Source organism: Bacillus sp. SYZHCR11, assembly GCF_057196865.1.
This window is the reverse complement of sequence record NZ_JBXUND010000008.1, coordinates 1-22,968: the sequence shown is the minus strand read 5'-3', so window position 1 is coordinate 22,968 and position 22,968 is coordinate 1. Positions and strand designations below refer to the sequence as shown.

Genomic DNA, 22,968 nt, shown 5'->3' with positions numbered 1-22,968 from the left:
GTATGAACAGACCGGAATGAAAGCCATGCGATCGGCTTCAGGCATCCAGGCGCTGTACGCCGCTTTTGCCTCCGGAGCACACCAGGTCATCGTGGCAGAAGGCGACGAGAAACGGATTCGAAAAAACCTGATGCCTGAAGCGCCGGAACCGTCACGCAGCATTCATGTGTCAAGGAAGACCCACGTCCATCTGCCAAATAAAGTACAAGCGGAACTCAAACATATGATATCAGGCATTCTGAAGGTGAAAGAAGAAGAAATAGATGCTGAATCAGAGATGAGAGATTATGGATTTGATTCGGTTTCATTCACGCAGTTTGCAAATGAACTAAATAAAATGTATGGGCTTGAACTGACGCCGGCCGTGTTTTTTGAATACCCGACAGTCTTTAGTTTTGCCCAATACTTGCTGACGGAACATCCGGATACATTCGGCCCACAGGAAGAAACAGAAACGGAGAAACCGGTTGAGCGTAAAAAAATGAAGACGGAGCCATTCTCGATTCCGTCCCGCCTTCCTAAAACAAAAACCGCAGCTGCAGCTGAAGAGCCCGTGGCGATAATCGGAATCAGCTGTGCATTTCCAATGGCTGAAAATCCGGAAATGTTTTGGGAGAATTTAGCCGGAGAAAAGGACTGCATTTCTGAAATACCGCCGGAGCGCTGGGACTGGAGACAGTATTACGGAGATCCGCAGAAAGATAAAAATGCGAGCAATGTAAAGTGGGGCGGCTTCATTGATGAAACCGCTCAATTTGATCCATTATTTTTCGGTATTTCTCCGCATGAAGCCGAAATGATGGATCCTCAGCAAAGACTTTTAATGATGCATGTATGGAAAGCGATTGAAGATGCCGGCTGCTCTGCAAAAAGCCTGTCAGGTACAAATACAGGCATTTTTGCAGGCACGACAAACAGCGGTTACGCTCAGGAAGCTTCAAAGTTCCATATAGAGATTGAGGGTTCTTCCGCCGCCGGAACGGTTCCGTCAATCGGTCCGAACCGCATGAGCTATTTTCTGAATATACATGGGCCGAGCGAACCGATTGAAACCGCCTGTTCAAGCTCATTGGTCGCTGTTCACCGTGCGGTCAGGGCAATTCAGGCCGGAGACTGCGGCATCGCGATTGCAGGAGGCGTCAATGCTATTGTGTCGCCGGACATGCATATCAGCTTTAATAAAGCAGGAATGCTCAGTGAAGACGGGCGCTGCAAAACATTTTCCGATCAAGCGGACGGCTATGTCAGAGCTGAAGGTGCCGGCATGATTGTTTTGAAAACATTATCCGATGCGGAACGTGACGGCGACCGTATTTATGCCGTTATCCGCGGAACGGCGGAAAATCATGGCGGAAGGGCGGCTTCCCTTACATCGCCGAATCCGAAAGCGCAGACAGAAGTCATGATAAAAGCGTATCAGCAAGCGAACATCGACCCCCGTACAGTGAGTTATATTGAAGCCCACGGCACGGGAACGGCGCTCGGAGATCCGATAGAAATCAACGGACTCAAAGCGGCTTTTGCAGCGCTTTATCAGAAAGCCGGAGTAACGGCACCCGATCAGCCTCATTGCGGCCTCGGTTCCGTCAAAACGAATATCGGCCACACAGAGCTTGCCGCCGGCATGGCCGGACTTTTAAAAATTATTTTGCAGATGCAGCACAAAACGCTCGTTAAAAGTCTGCATTGTGAAACCGTTAATCCGTATATCAGCCTCGACGGCAGCCCGTTTTATTTCGTCCGCGACACTCAGCCGTGGAAAGCGGCGACTGATGATAGCGGAAATGAACTGCCGCGGAGAGCGGGTGTCAGCTCGTTCGGATTTGGCGGTGTTAATGCTCATGTCGTGCTCGAAGAATATGTTTCTCCTGTTGAAGAGAAACAATGGACGGCCGGTGAACTTCAGCCGTCCTTATTCATTCTCTCGGCAAAGACGGCGGAACAGCTGAAGGAACGTGCGGAACAGCTGCGCAGATATTTGGAAAAGTCACATTCAGCTGACGGAGCTCTTGCGGATATCGCTTATACGCTTCAGCTTGGCCGGGATGAAATGGAAGAGCGCCTTGCCGTCATTGCTGAAACAAAAGAAGAGCTTACGAACGCGCTGAATGATTTCCTCAGCGGCAAGGAGACGGGGCAGAATTTCTTTACAGGCCGGAACAAAGCGATGAAACAGCTGTTTACAGAGATGACGGACAATGCAGAAATGAGCGGGGCCGTAGATCAATGGATTGAAGCAGGAAAGTATGCAATGCTTGCAAAATTATGGGTGCAAGGCTTGCATGTTGATTGGAGTAAATTGTATCAGGACGAAAGACCGAAAAAAGTCAGCCTGCCTGTCTATCCTTTTGCGAAAACACATTGCTGGATACCGCACAGTGCGCAGCATATAAGGCACCGGGAGACTTACGGGACTGATACGTCCCCGCTTGAGACTTATGAGCGCCTGCTTGATGAATTGGAGAAAAACGAAATAAGCATAGAAGCCGCTGTAAAAAGAACGATCGGTTTTTACAGGGATTAGCGTAATGGAGGAAACCATATGAAAGAGTTTCTGTACCGGGTTTTTTCTGACGTCAAAAATAAAAAAATGACAAAACAGGATGCGATCGGCATTTTGCGTGATTATGATATGCGGATGGGACTTCGCCAAGCGGCTTCCCTTCATCCGCTTGCTCAGCAGCATATTTCCGATGAAACGGGACAGGGATTCTCGGCAGCTTTCAGCGGCCGGGAATTTTTTCTCGCTGATGTTTCTTTACAGCATAAAAAGCTTATGCCTGGAGAACTTCTTTTGGAAATGGCGAGAGCTGCGGCTGTTTTGACAGTAAAGGAGACTGCGGCTGTCCGGCTGACGCATATCGTGTGGTCAAAGCCCATTCTGACTGAGGCTGAGCCGTTCCATATCGAAATCAGGCTGATACCCGCAGAGGGTGAAGCCAAAAGGTTTGAGATTTATAATCCATTTTCTGCTGATTCCAGTCATTATGATGTGTACAGCCAAGGGACGATTCAGCCAGTTGATGCTGCGCCCGGCATGCTGGATATCAGCCGCTTGATGGAAAACAGCGGTTCCCTGATGGATCAGCAGCAAATTGAAGCCATCACTCAGAACGATACCGTTCAATACAGTGAGCACATGAAAGGAATTGAGCGTATTTACGCCTCAGCAGGACGGATGCTGGCAGACATAACAATTCCATTGACAAACCAAAAAGAATCCGCCCGATTCGGCCTCCCTCCCTGTGTGATGCAAAGTGTGACAGAGGCATGCGCGCTGCTTGGCGGCAAAGAATATAAAACGCTCGCCCCGGTTTCATTGGACGAGCTTTTGTTTTATGAATCTTGTCCTGACAAGGTATGGGCCGAGATACAAGAGAAGGCGGGGAGCTTTTATATTGATTTATGTGACGGAGAAGGAAAAATATGGGCTTCTCTGTCGGGGTTGAAGCTGCAGCCTGTCATCAAGACGGGCGCTTCCGGAAAAACCAATGCCGAACACCGCAGTGAACGTTTGTATGAACAAACGCTTCTTCAGCTCAAAACGCTTTTTGGCCTGACTGCAAAAATTGCTGTTTCCAACATAGATACTGAAGAGCCGCTGGAAACTTACGGAATCGACTCAGTCACTGTGACGAAATTGAACCGCGAATTGTCTCTGCTTTTCGGTGACCTTTCCAAAACGGTTTTTTACGAACATAAGACACTGGGCTCTTTGGCAGCTCACTTTGTCACGGATTATCCGAATGAATGCCGAAAATGGACAAATGATGATGAGCACCGTTCAGGCATATCAGAACAGGTTTTGGCAAATGAAGATTTTCCGGTGCTTCCGTCGTTTATCAAGCGAAGAAAACGGCCTGCTTTTTCCAATGAGAAACAGACAAAAGAAGGGATTGCGATTATCGGAGTCAGCGGACGTTATCCGCAAGCTGAAACACTTGAAGAGTACTGGGATAACTTAGCGGCCGGAAAAGACTGTGTGACCGAAATTCCCGAAGAGCGCTGGGAAAAGGACAAGTACTACAACCCTGATCCCGAAGCGGCCGTGAAAGCAGGGAAAAGTTACAGTAAGCGGGGCGGGTTTCTGAAAGATGCCGCTTTCTTTGATCCGCTGTTTTTTCAAATTTCACCCCGTGATGCTTTGAATATGGACCCGCAGGAGCGTCTCTTTATTGAAATGTGCTGGCAGGTGCTGGAGGATGCCGGTTATACGAAGGAACAGCTTGAGAATCTGTATAACGGCCGGGTCGGCGTTTTTGCCGGCATTACGAAAAACGGGTACGGAATGTACTGGAAAAACGGCGGCACCCTGCAGCCGAAAACGTCGTTCAGTTCAGCGGCCAACAGAGTTTCCTATTTTCTTAATCTGAAAGGGCCGAGCATGCCGGTCGACACGATGTGCTCGTCTTCGCTGACTGCAATTCATGAAGCGTGTGAAAACATCCTTCGCGGCGCATGTGACATGGCGATTGCCGGCGGTGTGAATGTGTATACGCATCCTTCGGCTTATGCGGAGCTCAGCGCCTATCGAATGCTTTCAAAAGACGGAACGTGCAAAAGTTTCGGTGAAGGCGGGGACGGGTTTGTTCCCGGGGAAGGCGTCGGGGCCGTGCTGTTAAAGCCGCTGTCAAAAGCGATGGCTGATAAGGACCATATTTACGGGGTGATTCGCGGCACTCATATCAATCACGGCGGCAGAACAAACGGGTATACAGTGCCGAGTCCGAGCGCCCAGGCTGACGTGATTTCCGGCGCGCTTGAAAAATCAGGAATACATCCGCGGATGATCAGCTGTATCGAAGCCCACGGCACGGGCACTGAACTCGGAGATCCGATCGAAATTGACGGTTTGACCCGCGCATTTCAAACGAAAACGTCAGATAAAGGCTTTTGCGCCATCAGCTCAGTTAAATCCAATATCGGGCATTTGGAAGCCGCGGCAGGCATTGCCGGTGTAACAAAACTGCTGCTCCAGTTTCAAAAACGAAAGCTGGCCCCTTCATTACATTGCCGAAATTTGAATCCGAATATTGCATTTGACCGGACGCCGTTTGCGGTGCAGCGTGAATTGGCAGACTGGAAACGGCCGGTCATTGAGGAAAACGGAGCGCAGAAAGAGATTCCGAGAATCGCGGGAATCTCTTCTTTTGGCGCGGGCGGGGCAAATGCCCACATATTGATAGAAGAATATATTGAACCTGATAGGGAGATTTCTGAGCCATTCACAGATGAAGATCCCGCAGTCATTTTATTATCCGCCAAACAGGAGGCCAGCCTGAAGCAGCGGTCGCAGCAGCTTCTTCAAGCGATCAGAAAAAATGACGTCACAGACCGCAGCCTCCGGGATGCGGCTTACACCCTTCAAACCGGAAGAGAAGCGATGGAAGAACGTGCGGCGTTTATCGTGACGTCGACAGAGCAGTTAGCGGAAAAACTGCAGCGTTTTATTGACGGCGGAACAGACGGCTGCTTCAGGGGAAAAAGCAAACAGTATAAAGATATTCTAGCCGTTTTTAAGGATGAAGATATGCAGGAAGCCGTCCGTAAATGGATGAAAAGAAAAAAATTCGCGAAGCTTCTGGAACTTTGGGTAAAAGGGCTGAAGATTGATTGGTCAGAGCTTTATAACGGCAGCCTGCCGCATCGCGTCAGCCTTCCCGGTTATCCATTTATAAAGGATCGTTATTGGCCGGGCGATGCAGCGCCGGACAATGTTCGCGGTGCTGAAACACATTCTGAAACATTTCGTGAATTCCGCTTTTTACAGAAAAGCTGGGCAGAAAGCAGCCGTGTTCCGGCTAAGGAAGTGCGGGGCGTCATCGGAATAGCCGCTGATCACCAGACAGGAAATTTGGCCGTTGAGCTATCCCGTTATTTCCCCGAGTCTGAAATCATTGACGCTGCATCACCGGAAATATCCGGGGACGCGGCCCGGTTTGGCGGTCTGATTGATGTGACGGGATGCGGGACGGAAATCAATCATGATGACGGCTGGATTCATCGTCTGCAGTCTCTCATCGACAACAGAAACCGCGGCCGAAAGCTACAGCTGCTTTGTGTGACAAAGGGGCTTGAACCTTTTGCGAATGAAACGATAAATCTCTCAGGTGCAAAAAAGGCCGGATTGTACCGGATGCTCCAAAGTGAGTATAAGGATATCCGCTCGCGGCATATGGATGCAGAACGGACTGCTGAAGATTCCGAGCTGGCAAACCAGATCGCAGAGGAGTTTTTTCGCGATTCTGAAGACATCGAAGTGTGTTACCGAAACGGTGTGCGCTATCACGCGCGGTTAAAGGAAACAAACGGCTTAGCTGAAAAAGAATTTTCATTTCCGAAAGACCATGCGCTCTGGATCACCGGAGGGACCCGGGGACTCGGATATTTATTCGCCCGGCATTTTGCCGAACGTTACGGAGTCACGAAACTCGTGCTTACCGGAAAAGAAACAATGCCTCCGAAAGCGGAGTGGGATGATCATATCAAACGGAATTCCCCGTTTTCCGATAAAGTGAGAAGAATCAGAGAGCTCGAACAAAAAGGTGTCCGAACGGAAGTGCTGTCTGTATCTTCCGGCCCTGAATATGAGCAGGCCGTCAGCCGGGTGAAAGAGAAGATGGGACCGATTGGAGGCGTGATACACGCAGCGGGAGCCGTAGATCTCGATCATCCCGCCTTTATCCGCAAAACAAGAGAACAGATGATGACTGTGCTTGAACCTAAAACTGACGGACTGGACCTGTTGTATCAAGCGCTGCACAAGGAGCCTCTCCGATTTTTTGCGCTGTTTTCTTCAGTGTCCGGCGTGATGCCGGAATTAGGAGCGGGCCAAAGCGATTATGCCATGGCTAACGCCTATATGGATTATTTTGCGGCCGCAAAAGGTTTTCCGGTGCTGAGCATCCAATGGCCGAGCTGGAAAGAAACGGGTATGGGCGAATCAAAAAGCCGGGCGTATCTGAAAAGCGGTTTAAAAAGCATCACTGACAGAGAAGGGCTGAGCCTGTTTGATGCCGTTATGGCAGGCGATTGCGGATCTGTTATTATGCCGGCCGTCATTCAGCCGGAAAAATGGGAGCCCGACCGTCTGATGCTTTCAACCGGCCTTACCGAAACAAAGCAGCATGTACAGGGTGAGACAGAAAGCGTAGAGGAGTGGCTGACGGGCATTTGCTGCCGGGAATTAAGACTGGAGCCGTCAAGATTTGAATCTGATACACCGTTTCAAGATTACGGAGCCGATTCCATCATGCTTGCCCAAGTGTCCAGAGCGATCGGAAAGAGGATCAAAGCTGACCTTGACCCGGCGGTGCTGTATGAATACCCTACGGTTGCTGCGCTGGCGGGATGGCTTGAAACGGCATATCCGGAAATCAAAGCTGCCGTTTCAAAACCGGTTCAGCCTGTAATCCCGGACGTTCCCAAACAAACAGCAGCCGCTGTCATTCAGCCTTCTGGCGCTGCAGCGGCGCAAGACATCGCTGTTGTCGGAATGTCCTGCCGTTTTCCGGGAGCTGAATCAATTGAAGCTTATTGGAAGCTGCTGTCTGAAGGGACGTCGGCTATTCAAAGGGTGCCGAAAGAACGCTGGAAAACGGAGAAGGCGGATTATGCGGGCCTTTTAAAAAATGTAACGCATTTTGACCCGGAGTTTTTCCTTATTCCCGAAGAAGACATCAAGGCAATGGATATCCAGTCCTTTCTTATATTAGAAGAGGCGCTTCATCTGTTCAGAGACAGCGGTTACTCTTTACAAGAAATGAAAGGCAGGTCAGCCGGTGTCTATTTAGGAGGACGCGGCGGCAGTATGCCTGACGAAAACCGTCTGAAGCATGCAAAAAATCCGATAGTCGCCGCCGGCCCGAATTACTTGGCGGCCAATCTTTCTCAGTTCTTTGATTTGAAGGGGCCGAGTCTCGTTTTGGATACGGCCTGTTCTTCAGCGCTTGTCGGTATGAATATGGCGATACAGGCGCTTTCTTGCGGTGAAATCGACTCAGCGGTGGTCGGGGGAGTCAGTCTGCTGGAATCCGGTCAAACCCACCGGATGTTCGAACTTCGCAATCTGTTAAGCGAAGAGCCTGCGTTTCATATTTTTGACCGCCGCACCGGAGGCATCGTATTGGGAGAAGGCGTCGGAATGGTGTATTTAAAAACAGCGGCCCAGGCTGTAAAAGACGGGGACCGGATTCATGCGGTCATTAAAGGCATTTCCGTAAACAATGACGGCAGAACCGCGGGGCCTGCCACACCGAATATACAGGCGCAGAAAGAAGTGATGGCCAAGGCGCTTGCCAAAAGCGGCAGAAAAGCGGAGGATATCAGCTACATTGAAGCAAACGGTTCAGGCTCTGAAGTAACCGACCTTTTGGAACTGAGGGCGATTGAAGCGGTGTACCGTATGCAAAACAGCGCGCCTTGCGAATTGGGGTCGATGAAGCCGAATATCGGACACCCGTTATGCGCTGAAGGGATTGCCGGATTCATTAAAACAGTGCTTATGCTCTCGCGCCGAATGCGTGTGCCTTTCCTTTCGGGCAAAGAGCCGATGACGCATTACGATCTGTCCGCCTCGCCGTTTTATTTTTCGCACGTTCTGCGTGAATGGACGGATTCACCGCGGATTGCCGCCGTCAGCAGTTTCGCTGACGGAGGGACGAATGCCCATGTCATAGTGGAAGCCTGGGAGCAGGAGGCGTATACCCCGGTTAGAAAGCCTTTGCCGAGACAGGAATTAAAACGCCGGCCCATCCGTCCGGACAAAGCTGAAAACCTGCATGAAAACGCACATGAATCCCGCCCGAATACGTTTTGGAAACAAATGAAGACTTACTGATTGCGCTGAAAATTGAACGTCGATATGGAGGAAGTTCATATGCAAGAGCAGCTTCTTATTAACAATCAGCATCCCGTTCTGAAACATCATAAAGCCTATGGAAAGGAACTGCTGCCGGGTCTGGCTTATATTGACCTGATCTATCAGACTTTCAGAGAAAACGGTTTTTTTCATGCCGGCCTTGAACTCAGGCACTTATCGATTTTTCACCCTTTAGCTCCTGAACAGGGAGAAACAATCCTGCTTTCCGTTGACTGTACAGAGAACGGCGAAGGGCAGTGGAAGGTAGAGGTGAAAGGGCAAAAACAAGGTGACGAAGCAGCAGAGACAAAGATATATGCCGCGGCGCAAATGCATTCCGTCAAGCCCGCCGGCTTCCAAGAGAGCGTCCGGATGGATGCCGTAAAACAAACGGCGGCAGAAATACCGCTTGAGGATATTTACGCGGAATGCAGGGATCAAGAACTGGTTCATTCAGGAATGATGAAAGGCTGCGGAAGCGTCTACCAGACTGAAAAAGAGATTTATATTGATCTGTCGGTGCAAAAGGATCAGCTGGAACATGCAGAAGAGGCGATGTTTCATCCCGCATTGATAGATGCGAGCAGCATCGGCTCCAATGTATATCTCGCTCCTTTGACGAGGGAGGAGGGGCAATTATTTCTGCCGCTGTTTTATGAATCATTTTATTGCGCCGAATTGCTGCAGACGACATGTATCACCAAGATAAAAAAAGAATCCGTCACCCGTAAGAAAGATCTCGTTTACGTGACAATGGAGTTTTTCAATGAGGAAGGCAGAAAAGTCGGCGAACTGAAAAACTTCGCCAATAAACGGGTGAGGGACCCGGAACTGATCAATCAGAAACGGCAAAAGAAAGAACCTGACGGGCGGAATGCCGTCCCGGCTCCGCAAGCGGAACCGGCGCCTTCCGAGCCCCGCCGTGCGGAGGCTTCCGCCGGCCTTACTGAACAGTGCATCCTTTATTTAAAAGAATTGCTTGCCGCCCGATTGAACAAACCTGTGAAAGAGATTGACCCGGATATCGGCTACTATGAGATGGGGCTGGATTCTCCGGGGCTGTTGGACATGGTAAAGGAAATTGAACGAAAAATCGGAACGCAGCTTCTGCCGACGCTGTTATTTGAGTACACGACAATCGCGGAATTGGCGGGGTATTTGTGCGAACATTACGGAGCCGGTTTCGGCCATGCTCAAAGCGGGCATCCAAATGCTGAACCTTTGCGCCGGAAAAAAAAGAGGACGACCCAAAACCGCGTGAAAAAATCGGCGTCAGCCGGAACGCAGAATGGAGATATTGCGATCGTCGGGATGGCGGGACGGTACCCCGGCGCCAAAAATCTTCGTGAATTCTGGGCAAATTTAAAAAATGGAGAAAACAGCGTAACGGAAGTGCCTCGTTCCCGCTGGGATACGAGGAAATATGAGCATTTGCGATCGCCGTCCGGCAAGCCGATTTCCAAATGGGGCGGTTTTATAGACGATCCGGATTGTTTTGATGCGAAATTTTTCCGAATTTCTCCGCGGGAGGCAGAAGCTAAAGATCCGCAAGAACGATTGTTTTTAGAAACATGCTGGGAAACGATTGAGGATGCAGGCTATACCCCGGAAACAATCGTTCAGCCGAAAGGGCCGAATAAGAGAATGAACGTCGGTGTGTTTGCCGGGGTGATGCATATGGATTATTCTCTCGCCGGCGCTGAAGCTGCGGCCAAAGGGCTGGTCTTTCCTTATCCCTTGAACTATGCGCCGATCGCAAACCGGGTTTCATATTTCTGCAATTTTCACGGGCCGAGCATGGCGGTTGACACGGTGTGTTCGTCATCTCTGACGGCCGTCCATATGGCGGCGGAAAGTCTGAGACGCGGTGAATGTGAAGCAGCTCTTGCCGGAGGCGTCAATTTATCATTGCACCCGACAAAATATATCACATACGGCTTGATGGATATGCATTCGAGTGACGGGCTGTGCCGCACGTTCGGCGAAGGCGGCACAGGCTATGTCTCAGCTGACGGCATCGGGGCCGTGCTGCTGAAGCCGCTTCACAAAGCCGAAGAAGATAAGGATCATATTTATGCGGTGATAAAAGGCAGCGCCGTCAATCACGTGGGAACCGTCAGCGGGATTACCGTGCCGAGCCCAGTGGCGCAGGGGGATATGATAGCTGAATGTCTTGAAAAGACGGGGATCGATCCCAGGACGATTTCTTATGTGGAAGCGCATGGAACCGGAACTTCTTTAGGAGATCCGATTGAAATACAAGGTCTTGTTAAAGCTTACCGCACGTTTACGGAGGATCGGCAATTTTGTGCGATCGGTTCCGTTAAATCGAATATCGGACATGCGGAATCAGCCGCCGGAATCAGCGGGCTTCATAAAACGGTTTTGCAGCTGTTTCACAAAACGCTTGTCCCTTCTTTGCACTCAGAGACGATTAATCCGTATCTCCGTTTAGAGGACTCGCCATTTTACGTGCAGCAAAAAACCGAGTCATGGAAAAAGCCGGCGTATACAGAGAACGGCAGTGAACATTCCTGTCCGAGACGCGCAGGCATCAGTTCATTCGGGGCGACGGGTTCAAACGTTCATCTCATTTTAGAAGAGTACAGGCCCAAAAACCCCGGCATTACGGAGAATCAAGAGAGACCGTATATCGTGCCTCTATCAGCGAAAAATCCGGAGCGGCTGAAGGAATACGCTGCCCGCCTGCTGATGTTTCTCAAAGATAAAGCGCTTGAAGGAAGCGGGCCGCGTCATGACAAAACAGATACAATGCAAAATCAGCTGGAAAATGCGCTGCGCGGTGCTCTGGCCGAAGTTCTGCATGTAGAGGCCGGCTCGGTAGATGGTGAACAGGATTGGAAGGAATTCGGCTTGGATGTCATGCAGCTGACACAGTTTTCTGAGCGGCTGACGGATCAATACGGGCTGGCAATAGACATGACTGATCTCATACAGCATACTTCCGTCCGGACTTTAGCAGAATGTCTGACAAACGATGAGAAACATAAGAATATTCTTTCCGGTCTTTTCGGTCAGTCCGGCTTAGAGAAGCAGTCTGATGAACCTTTTTCCCTGCGGTCACTGGCGTATACGCTGCAAACGGGACGGCTGGCAATGGAAGAACGGCTTGTTTTTTTAGTGAACGATCAAGCGGACCTGATCAGGAAATTAACCGAATTTACAGAACGAAAACGGCAGATTGACGGCTGCTTTCAAGGCCGGTCTGATAACGGAACGGAAATCAGGGGTTTCCTGAATGATGATCAGGATACGGAGGAGCTGATCCGAAAATGGACGGACAGCGGCACTTACAAAAAACTTGCGGAGCTGTGGTCAAAAGGATTTGAGATAGACTGGACGCGGCTGTATCTGGAGGAGAAACCGCGCAGGATGAGTCTGCCGACATATCCGTTTGCGAAGGAACGCTATTGGATACCGGAGCCCGATCATCCCGTCACTTCCGTAAATACAGAAAGCAGGCTTCACCCGCTGCTTCACCGCAATACATCAGATTTGTTAGAACAAAAATTCAGCACGGTACTGAACGGAGATGAATTCTTCTTAGCCGATCATATCGTCCGAAACAAGCGTGTTCTCCCCGGGGCGGCTTATCTTGAAATGGCGAGAGCCGCGGCTGAACTGGCTGCCGCGCCGTTAGCCGCTGAATACACGGCTAAAACCGGCATTTCGCTGCGGTATATCAGCTGGATACGCCAGGCCGTTCATAAAAAAGAGCCGCTGCGTATGACGACAGGTCTTTCCTTAGAGGATAACGGCAATATTTCATTTCAAGTGTACAGCAATGAAAACGATTCAGACATTTATTGTGAAGGCAGTGCTGTGATTGCGCCGCTGTCTGAGGCGCCGGTTTTGCATATTGAACAGCTGAAAGCGCGCTGCCGCAAAAAAGTGCTGTCAAAAGAAGACTGCTATGCGGCATTTGCAAAGGCGGAAATTGTATACGGACCTTCACATCAAGGAATTGATCACATTTATTGCGGGGAAAAAGTAGCCTTGGCTAAATTGGTGCTCCCTGCTTCCGTTTGTGATGAGGCCGAACAGTTTGTGCTCCATCCGAGTCTGATTGATTCCGCTTTTCAGGCGGCCATCGGCGTTATGAATGAAGATAAAGCGGGTTATCCGGAGCAGCCGTTAATGCCTTTTGAATTGCATGAACTGACCGTTTTTCATCCGTGCAGTCCAAACATGTGGGCGGCCGTGTTTGTGACGCATGAAACACCGGCTGTGCGAAGAATGGACATTGATATATGTGATGAACGCGGCAATGTGTGTGTAAGAATAAAAGGATTTTCTGCCCGGATGGCCGAAAGTGCGCCGGCTGAAACGGATGACAAGCAATACGATCTGCCGGGTAACCTTACCGGAGCCGTCAAACTGATGCAGGTATGGGACGCGGAACCGATAGACAACCAAACCGGCTTCCCCATTTCTGAAGCAAAAGCTGTCATCATAGGCGGTACAGACGGGCAGGCGGACGCGGTTTTACGATTGTTTCCTAAAGCTGTGCGATTTGATAGCAGCCAAAGTGCTTCCGTTGAAGTGATATCCGATAGGCTCCGCCGTCTCGGTGAGATTCAGCATATGATCTGGTTTGCCCCTCAGCCGGCTGATTCTTACATCCATGATCAAAAAAGCGGGGTGCTGCAAATTTTCAGAGCGGCCAAAGCTCTTATCAGTCTCGGGTATGGAAAAGAGCAGCTCGGGATGACGGTGATTACGCACCAAGCACAGCCTATCACCCAATATGATGAGGTGCGTCCCGCTCATTCCAGTGTGCACGGTTTCGTCGGGTCTCTCGCAAAAGAACATCCGAGCTGGCACATCCGTCTGGTCGATCTTGAAGACGGGGGGGATTTCCCTGCAGAAGACATATTCAGCCTGCCCCGCGACCGTACGGGTAAAGCATGGGTGCGCAGACATCAGGAATGGCACCGGCCTCAATTGCTTCCGGTCCAAAGCGGGCCGTCTGAAAGTGTTCCTTACCGATGTGGAGGCGTATATGTCATCATCGGCGGTGCGGGAGGCATCGGCGAGGTTTGGACAGATTATATGGTGACGACGTATAAAGCCCGAGTCGTCTGGATCGGGAGGCGGCCGCTGGACAGCCGGATACGCCAAAAAATAGACCGGTACCGGCCATCAGGCCCGGCTCCCGAATATATAGCAGCAGATGCTTCTGATCTTCCATCGCTTCAGCGCGCCTATGAACAGATTAAAAACACATACGGCACCATCAGCGGCGTCGTTCATTCAGCGATGGTATTTGCGAATGAAAGCGTAAAAGATATGGAAGAATCACAGTTTCACGCCGGCCTTGCGGCGAAAGTGGATATTTCCGTCAACATTGCTGAAGTATTTGCGAAAGAGTCTTTGGACTTTATTCTCTTTTTCTCTTCGGTTATTTCATATATTAAGAATCCGAATCAAAGTCATTATGCGGCGGGGTGCGCATTTAAAGACGCATTTGCCCATGAGCTTTCCGGACGGCTGTCATGCCCGGTCAAAGTGATGAACTGGGGGTATTGGGAGCGGGCTGACAATCACATTTCTGAAGAGTTTGACAGACTGAGTGCAATCGGTCTCGGACTGATCAGCCGGGCGGAAGGGATGCAGGCGCTGGAAACTCTGCTGACGCAGCCGATCTCCCGCATGGGGCTGATGAAGCTGACCAAGCCGATTCCGATCGAGGGAATGAACCCTCATGAATTTGTGACTATCTGATTGCCTGTCAAAATGACGGCGCAAATTTAATTTTCTTAGGAGGATAAGGTTTTGGGTAAGGGAGACAAACAAAAAGACCGTACACAGTTATCCTTAAGAACAGAAATAAGCAATCAAATGAAAGAATTGAATCAGCTTTTGCTGCAAGTGCTGCGGGTGACGCTGCGTTCAATGGGTCTGACCGGCGAAGCGCCGGCGGCTTCCTGTCTGCCTTTATATGAGCGCTGGCTGGAAGAAAGCATCCGTCTTTTAGACAGCGATCTTAAAAGCGGTGAAACGGCCGCGATTTGGGAAGAGTGGCATAAGAAGAAAAACGAATGGCTGAAAGATCCGGATATGAAAGCGCAGGCTCTGCTGGCGGATACCGTCATTCAAGCTTTGCCTGACATTTTAACAGGCAAAATAAAAGCCACTGACGTGATGTTTCCCGATTCTTCAATGGAGCTCGTTGAAGGAATCTATAAGCATAACATTCTCGCTGATTATTACAACGATGTGATGGCAAATGAAGCGTGTATTTATGTGGAAAATGTAATTAAAAACAATCCTGAGGCAAACATCCGTCTGCTGGAGATCGGAGCGGGCACCGGCGGAACGAGCAGCACACTGTTTAAAAAGCTCCGCCCCTATCAAAACCATATTCAGGAATACTGTTATACCGACTTGTCAAAAGCTTTTTTAATGCATGCCGAAAAGGAATACGGCGCGGACAATCCGTATTTGACGTATCAGCTGTTTAATGTGGAGAAGCCTGCGGCGGGCCAGGGATTACATCTGAGAACCTACGATATCGCTATCGCCGCAAACGTGCTGCATGCCACCAAAAATATCCGGAAAACCTTACGGACGGCAAAAGCCGTATTGAAAAAAGACGGTTTGCTGCTCGTTAATGAACTGGGCGGACATACGCCGTTTACACATGTTACATTCGGCTTATTAGAGGGCTGGTGGCTGTACGAAGACGAGGCGCTGCGGATTCCGGGGTGCCCCGGTCTTTATCCGGAAACATGGAAATCGGTTTTAATGGCTGAAGGCTTTCATTCCATTCAATTTCCGGCTGAAAACGAACGTCTGCACACCCAGCAGATTATCACGGCGAAAAGCAACGGAGTCATCAGGCAGAGCAGGGAAGCTTACACCGCGCAAAAGCGCCAATCAAACGTACCGCGAACATTCTCTGATCGTCAGCTCCCCATCAAACAAGCGGGAGAAGGGCTTTCGGAAAAGACAGCTGCTTTTCTGATAAGGGCTGCGGCAAAAGTATTAAAAATGCCGGCAGAAGAGATAAATCCGCTGGCTCCTCTGGATGAATACGGTATTGACTCTATTCTGATCGTTCAGCTGACGAACGAGCTGCGGGATCTCGTCCCTGATATCAGCAGCACGCTGTTTTTTGAACACCGAACGATAGAAGAGCTTGCCGCATACTTGGCTGAAACGAAGGAGCGCGAACTGCTTGCGCGATTTTCTGAAGAAGTCCGTCATACTGAAGCGGTATCATCAGGCTCTTTGCTTGAAAAAAGCACAGAGTATCTGAAACAGATCGTCAGCGTCATCTTAAAGATGCCGATTGAGGACGTTCAAGCCCATACGCCCCTTGAAGAATACGGAATTGATTCCATCTTAATCGTACAGCTGACCAACCGCGTGCGGGAAGACGTCCCTGATATCAGCAGCACATTGTTCTTCGAGTATCCGACAATCGGCGGATTAGCGGAATATCTCGTCAGCTCAAGACAGGAAGATATGGCTGGGATTTTCAAGACAAATAAAGAAGCCGAAAAGGTGCCGCACACTCTACAGAAAAAGCAAAGCCGCAAAAAAAGCGCCGGATTGACGAAGCGCCAAGCGGCATCTTTTTCTGAAAAAGCGCCGCCCGCCTCCGAACCGCCGTCAAAACACCTTGAAGTGGCAATTGTCGGTCTTGCCGGGAAGTATCCCGGAGCTGAAAATGTTAATGAGTTCTGGGAACGGTTAAAAACCGGTGAACACGGAATCACCGAAATTCCGAAAGACCGCTGGGATTGGCGGGACTACTATGATGAGACAAAAGGTAAGGAAGGCCGGATGTATACAAAGTGGGGCGGCTTTTTAACAGACATTGATAAATTTGATCCGCTGTTTTTTAAAATCTCCCCGAAAGAAGCGGAGCGCATGGACCCGCAGGAGAGACTGTTTCTGGAAACCGCTTATGCGGCCCTTGAGGATGCCGGATATACCCCTGATTCACTATGCGCCGGTAAAAAGGTTGGTGTCTTTGCAGGTGTCATGAACGGCAACTATCCGACAGGGGCCCACTACCACTTTATCCCGAACCGCGTATCCTATGTGTTTGATTTTCACGGTCCGAGCATCGCGGTCGATACCGCATGCTCCTCATCCTTAACCGCCATTCATCTCGCCGCAGAAAGCATCAGAACAGGTGCATCTGAATGCGCGATTGCCGGCGGCGTAAACCTGATTACAGATCCGGTTCATTATATCGGACTGTCTTCTATGAGAATGCTGTCGCCGTCAAACGCGTGCAAAGCGTTCGGTGATAAGGCTGACGGGTTTGTTGACGGAGAGGGCGTCGGCTGTATCGTGTTAAAGCCGTTGAAGAAGGCTGTTGAAGATCATGATCATATATACGGTGTCATTAAAGGAAGCGCTCTGAACGCCGGCGGCAAAACGAACGGGTTCACCGTTCCGAATCCGAATGCACAAGGGGAAGTGATCGCAGACGCGATGGAGCGGGCAGGAATTGACCCGAGAGCGATCAGCTATCTGGAAGCCCACGGCACCGGCACTTCCTTGGGAGATCCGATTGAAGTCGCGGGGTTAACCAAGGCTTTCCGCCGCTATACGGATGCAAAGCAATTTTGTTCCATCGGTTCTGTTAAATCCAATATCGGACACCTGGAAAGTGCGGCGGGCATTGCTGCCGTCACCAAAATTCTTCTTCAGATGAAACACGGATATCTGGTGCCGTCGCTGCATTCAAAGCAGCTGAACCCGGAAATTGATTTTGAAACTTCTCCTTTTATCGTGCAGCAGGAAACGGAGGAATGGAGAGGGCCGGTCATAGAATCTGAAGGAGTAACACGGGAATATCCGAGAATCGCGGGTACATCTTCTTTCGGAGCGGGCGGGGCAAATGCCCATCTGCTGATAGAAGAGTATGAACCGGCTGAAATGACTTCGGCGGACTCCGGCCGTCCGGCGCTTTTTGTTTTATCGGCAAAAGATAAAGACCGCTTGCGCGAGCGGGCTCTGTTACTGTCGGATGCCGCCGGAAACGGAACAATTACAGATGCAAATCTGCTTGACGCGGCATTTACCCTTCAAGTCGGCAGGGTTCAGATGGAACAACGGCTGGCGATGACAGCGGACTCTGTTTCTGAATTGGAACAGAAGCTGACTGCTTTTCTGAATAATGCCGATTCCGTAAGCGGGGTGTTTACGGGCCGGAGTGATAGTGCTGTCACAGAGACGGAAGGCACAGTCGGTGATTGGATGGAAAAACGTCAATTTGGCAGTCTTTTGAATGCCTGGGTCCACGGGGCGCCCGTCGATTGGGCATCTTTATATAAAGGCGCGCTGCCGCATCGTATCAGTCTGCCGTCTTATCCATTTGCAAAAGAAAGCTACTGGATGAAGCGGGAAGAACCAAAAACAGGAACAACTGAATATGTGCATCCTTTCCTGCATGAAAATACGTCAACCTTGGCGGAGCAAAGCTATCATACATCTTTTACAGGCCGGGAACACGTTTTCCAGGATGTGAGAGGAGAGCGGGTTCTGTCGGCAGCCGTTTATTTAGAAATGGCGCTTGCGGCTTATCATCATGCGGCAGACAGCTCTGAAGAAAAAGAGATATGGATCCGAACGGCAGCATGGACTGACCCGATTACCGGCGGACATCACGGTGCGGGCGTCAATCTCTCCCTTCTGTCTGAAGACGAGGAAGGCATCCATTATGAAATATACAGTGACGAAGAGAAGCTGCATCATTATGGAATCATCGGTCAAGGGAACGTACAGCCATCCCGCATGCTTGATATTGCCTCCTTACAAAAAGACTGCCGCCCGCTGTCATTCGATTATGAAACACCAGGCACATCAGGTGTAACGATCAGTAAGGAGTTCCGCACCATTGAAAAGCTTTATGCGGGAGAAAATGCGATTTGGGCGAAGCTTGCTCTTACAGATGAAAGCGGCCGTAATCCGGGATATCATCTACCGCCGGAATTTCTGGACGCAGCTTTTCATGTCTTGGCAAAAACGGAGCCGTCAGTCCATATCGTGCCTGAAGCGGTTGAAGAACTGCGCGTCATGCGTCCGTGTTCATCCGGCATGTGGATGTATATGAATAAAAAGAATCAAACCGGCTGTGACATTCAATTTTGTGACGAAACCGGCATTGTATGCGCAGAAATCAAAGGGGTGAGAATGAGACAGCCGTCTCAGCAGGATCACGGGCAAGAGGAACACTCCGAGATGATGATATTTGAGGAAAGGTGGACGCAGCAGCTTCTGAAGAAATCCATTCATGAAGAGCTGAAAACGGTCATCTGTTTTCTTACGGGAGAAGCTGCCAGAAAACATGCTTATCGGTCTTTACAATCCCTTTATCCGGGAGTCGGCGTGTTTTTTATTTCACAGGGTGAGGAAACTCAAAAGCTTTCAAACACGCATTATCAAATTAAAATCACTGACGGACAAGCATATCAAGAAACGTTTCGGCATATTGAAACGGCTGCAGGCAAGGCGGATGCCGTTTTGTATGGATGGCCGCTTGAAGATGAAAAGGCCGTGAAAGACTATTCCATTCTGTATCATGTGATCCGTGCAGCTGCTTCTTTGCGTTCTAAACCGAGGCGGATCCTTCTTTCCGCTCAGTGCGGGACCGATACCGATATCAGTTACGCCGAGTCATGGATCGGGCTGGAACGGTCGCTGAAACTGATCCTGCCGGAGACGGATACGGCCGCGGTTTATTTTGGACAAAGAGGACCGTTTGAAAAGCTGATCCATAACGTATGTGAAGAGCTTCACAGCGAGTCGTTCCGCAGTGTCATGTACAGGGGGGAAATCCGTCACGTCATGGAAATGAAGCAGACGGATATTGCCCCTGTTGAGAGGCGTGTGATAAAAAGCGGAAAAACGTACTTGATTACCGGCGGATGCGGAGGTTTAGGCTTGTTATTTGCCGGATATTTTGCTGAAAAAGGACCGGTTACGCTCATTTTGACGGGGAGATCAGCGGCAGGCGGCCCGGTGCTGCACAAGATAAAGAGATTGGAAGAATCAGGCGCCAAGGTGTTTTACGTGCAGGCGGATGCCGCAGATCAGGCTCAGATGGAGAAAGGTTTGCAAGAAGCGAAAGAGAAAGGATGCGGGCCGATTCACGGTGTCATTCACGCTGCAGGTCTTCAAGGCACTGAAAGCATTCTGGAGAAAGATCTGCAAACCTTTCAGCAAGTCTTATCGCCAAAAGCGGGCGGCACCGCGGTGTTAGATCAGGTTCTGTCACGGGAGCCGCTTGACTTCTTCTGTTGTTTCTCTTCTTCTTCAGCGATTTTAGGAGACTTCGGTTCTTGTGACTACGCGATGGGGAACCGCTTCCAAATGGCTTTTGTCCGCCACCGGGATAAACTTGTGAGCCTCGGACTCAGAAGCGGCAAGTCACTTGCAATCAATTGGCCGCTTTGGAAAGAAGGGGGGATGCATGTCGGCACGGCGGAAAGCACCGATATGTATTTAAAATCCAGCGGACAGCGTTATTTATACACAGAGGAAGGACTCGAAGCTTTTGAAACATTGTTAGTCCAGCCGTCCAGCCAGTATCTCGTCCTGGCCGGTTTTCCGTCGAGGGCCAAACGCTTCCTGCAGATAGATCAAGGCGAACGGCCGAATTCGGGTTCTGTAAACAGGAACGTCCCATTTTCAGGAAGGCGGAGTGAAATGAAAGGCTTTACACTGGAAGAATGCGTAAGCTGGGATGTGAAGGAACTGGCGGCGGGGCTTTTGAAAATAGACAAGAACAGACTGACGGATGCTGACAATCTGGCTGATTTCGGCTTTGATTCTATCAGTTTGGCGGAATTCGCCTCTTCTTTGTCCGCTCACTACGGAATTGAAGTGACCCCGGCCCTGTTTTTCGGACATTCCACACTGGAGAAGGTCGTCCGCTATTTTCTGACGGAACACAAGTCCGTCATGGAGCATGTCTATGAAGAAAAGAAACCTGAATCCGCAGATCAATCTGTCTTTGAAAAGGCAGGAACGGAAAAGCGAAAGAAGCAGAGGGGAAGAAATAAGCTGAACGCCGGAACCGAGGGCAGTCAGGCAGCTGATTCCATTGCCATTATCGGCATGAGCGGCCGATTTCCTCAGGCGCGCACGGCGGACGAGCTGTGGGACATTCTGTTTCAGGAAAAGGACGTTGTCGCACCGGTCGCAAAAAAAGGCTTCACAAGTTCAAAATGGAAACTCGGCGCTGTACCGGGGGCGGACGAATTCGACCCTTTATTTTTTGAAATATCGCCGAGGGAAGCTGAAACGATGGATCCGAAGCAGCGGCTGCTACTTCAGGAAGCGTGGAGGGCCCTTGAGGACGCCGGCTACGGCGCCAGTCACATCAGGCAGCAGACGATCGGTATGTTTGTGGGTGCGGAAGAAGGAGATTATCACCTTTTAACACAGGACAAAGGCAATGTCACGTCTCATCATAACGGTATTTTGGCGGCGCGGCTGGCTTATCACTTGAATTTATCAGGTCCTGTGATGGCGATAAATACAGCATGTTCTTCGGGGCTCGTTTCTGTCCATCAGGCGGTATTAAGCCTGCAGAATAAAGAGTGCACAACAGCTGTTGCGGCCGGGGTGAATATCATGAATACCCCGGACTTTTTTGAAACGATAGATAAAGCCGGAATGCTGTCGGAAAACGGGAAATGCTTCGCGTTTGATAAAAGGGCTGACGGCATGGTTCCCGGGGAAGCGGCCGCGGCGGTTGTTCTTAAGCCGCTGAGAGAGGCGGAAGAAGATGGCGATCCGATTTACGGGGTGATTCGGGCGAGCGGCATCAATTATGACGGGAAAACAAACGGAATTACCGCTCCTAGCGGCGTCGCGCAGACCCGGCTGCTTACTTCCGTTTATGACCGGGGCCGTATCAACCCTGAAGATATCGAATATATCGTCACACACGGTACGGGTACAAAACTCGGTGATCCGGTGGAAATTAACGCGCTTTATGACGCATTTTCTGCCTATACAAACGAAGAAGCATTTTGCGCGCTCACATCAACTAAAACCAATATCGGCCACACGTTTGCCGCGTCAGGCATTGTCAGTTTGATCAGTCTTTTACAGGCATTCTCCCGTGAAATGATTCCCGCCAGTCTGCATTGCAGCGGGGAAAACCGCTATATCAACTGGGAGAAGAGTCCTTTTTATGTGAATAAAACGGCTAAAGCGTGGCCTTCTCTGCCGGGTAAAAACCGAATGGGGGCAGTCAGCGCATTCGGGATGAGCGGAACAAACGCCCATGTCGTTATGGAAAGCTATAAGCGCAGCGCTTCACCTCATCCGGATGCCCCTGCTTATTTACTGACTTTATCAGCAAAAACAAAGGAGGCCCTTCAGGAAAAAATTGAAGATATGATCACTTGGGCGGAAAATGGCGGACTGAAAGAAAATGATCTAGCCCAGCTCAGCTATACGTTGCTAAAAGGACGGCATCACTTTAACCATCGCGCCGCCATCGTGGTTCAAGATGCTGATGACGCAGTGTATGTATGGAAGCAGGCAAAGCTTAATGAACATCATCCTTATGTGTTTTCGGGAAAAGTACCGCAGCACTTTGCAGGCCGACAGCATATTCAGGAGCACATAATAGAAGTGCTCGGCAAGTGCAGCGCTTCATATTCTGACCATAGAAAATATCAGGAACTGTTATGCGTGCTGGCAGATTTTTATTGTCAAGGTTATGAAATCGAAGGGGACTTGCTTTATGGCGGACCTTTGCCGCGAATCGGCAATCTGCCGGGCTACCCGTTTGCCAGGCAGACGTATTGGGCGTCCGATCGTCTTCAGGGAGAGCTTGAAAGCCGGAATTCAGCTGAACGTGAAAAGCTTCACCCGCTGCTCCATGCGAATACATCGACCTTTACCGCCCAGCGCTTTACTTCTGTTTTTTCAGGGCGTGAACCGTTTTTTGCCGATCACATCGTCAATGGAAAACCGGTGCTTCCGGGCGCGGCTGCTTTAGAAATGGCCCGGGCCGCCGTTACACTTGCCGCTGAGGGCTTGCCGGGCGGGAAAGCGGGTGTCCGGCTCAAACAGATCGTTTGGCTCCGTCCGGTGACGGCGCTTTC

General features: G+C 50.2%; 4 protein-coding genes. All 4 read left to right on the top strand.

Going from position 1 to position 22,968, the window contains the following annotated elements:
• Positions 1 to 2,524 (top strand): beta-ketoacyl synthase N-terminal-like domain-containing protein (locus AC2CGA_RS18750; RefSeq protein ID WP_257645426.1); only part of this gene is annotated, 2,524 nt, incomplete at its 5' end.
• An 18-nt stretch (positions 2,525 to 2,542) separates the two neighbouring features.
• Entirely contained in the window at positions 2,543 to 8,839 is a 6,297-nt protein-coding gene (locus tag AC2CGA_RS18745) for a type I polyketide synthase (protein ID WP_139885692.1), read from the top strand.
• A gap of 39 nt (positions 8,840 to 8,878) precedes the next feature.
• The gene (locus AC2CGA_RS18740; protein ID WP_484480268.1) at positions 8,879 to 14,605 is read left to right on the top strand and encodes an SDR family NAD(P)-dependent oxidoreductase; all 5,727 of its coding nucleotides are present in this window, start codon (positions 8,879 to 8,881) and stop codon (positions 14,603 to 14,605) included.
• A gap of 51 nt (positions 14,606 to 14,656) precedes the next feature.
• A partial coding sequence (locus AC2CGA_RS18735; RefSeq protein ID WP_484480267.1) for an SDR family NAD(P)-dependent oxidoreductase occupies positions 14,657 to 22,968 on the top strand: 8,312 nt, incomplete at its 3' end.

Coding starts and splice junctions, on each gene's coding strand:
- AC2CGA_RS18745 (WP_139885692.1), top strand. CDS start 2,543: ATGAAAGAGTTTCTGTACCGGGTTTTTTCTGACGTCAAAAATAAAAAA.
- AC2CGA_RS18740 (WP_484480268.1), top strand. CDS start 8,879: ATGCAAGAGCAGCTTCTTATTAACAATCAGCATCCCGTTCTGAAACAT.